Source organism: Stenotrophomonas sp. STEN018, from assembly GCF_056760235.1.
The window spans coordinates 1-615 of sequence record NZ_JBRREK010000145.1; the positions used below are offsets into that span (position 1 = coordinate 1).

The 615-nt window shown below is 56.3% G+C and carries 1 protein-coding gene; it reads right to left on the minus strand.

Annotation, left to right across the window (positions count from 1 at the left end; genetic code table 11):
* Nucleotides 1–107: 107 nt before the first annotated feature.
* A complete protein-coding gene (locus ACVOMB_RS21100; protein WP_481532942.1) occupies nucleotides 108–500 on the minus strand; it encodes a DUF6334 family protein in 393 nt (130 codons plus the stop codon).
* Nucleotides 501–615 lie beyond the last annotated feature (115 nt).

Genomic DNA, 615 nt, shown 5'->3' on the forward strand with positions numbered 1-615 from the left:
AGCGATAGGTGCTTCTGGGGCCTGGACGGGGCATTGGGATACTCCTGATCGTTAGGTCAGGGTGTCCACTAAAGCGAAGGAGCTACCGGTTCGGCTTGAATGAATTGTTAGGCCCCAACCGGGACGGCTTGGAATGAATCGAGCCCGGAAGCAGCCACCACCAAATCTACCAAGACCGATTCTGGATTGTCTGATTCACCAAACTCAAGCCTAACGCCGTCTGTGTAGCCCTGCTGATTGGTCATGAGCCATGCCCATTGCAAAGATTTTCCAACGCAAAGAGGCCACAAAGGGCCGGAGCCAGGGCGTGAGGCGGTCTGTATTGGTCCGGGCAGGATCTGCACCGTATCATCGTCGCTCACGGCAGCGATCGTAATAGTGAGAGCATCAAACTGCAGCTCTATCGCAGCGATGCGTGGGGAGCCAGGATCTAGAGACGCCTCGCGTACATGCCGCAGGGTGCCCCCGTCGTAACAAGCTTGTCTGAGGACATTGAGCATTGGAGCCTAACTCTGGAATTAAGCCGACCCGCGAAGCGGGTTCGGCTTGAATGAACCGTTAGGCGGCTGCAGCCAATTGCATAACCCATGGCCAACGCTGCCCTGCTTGTACAAC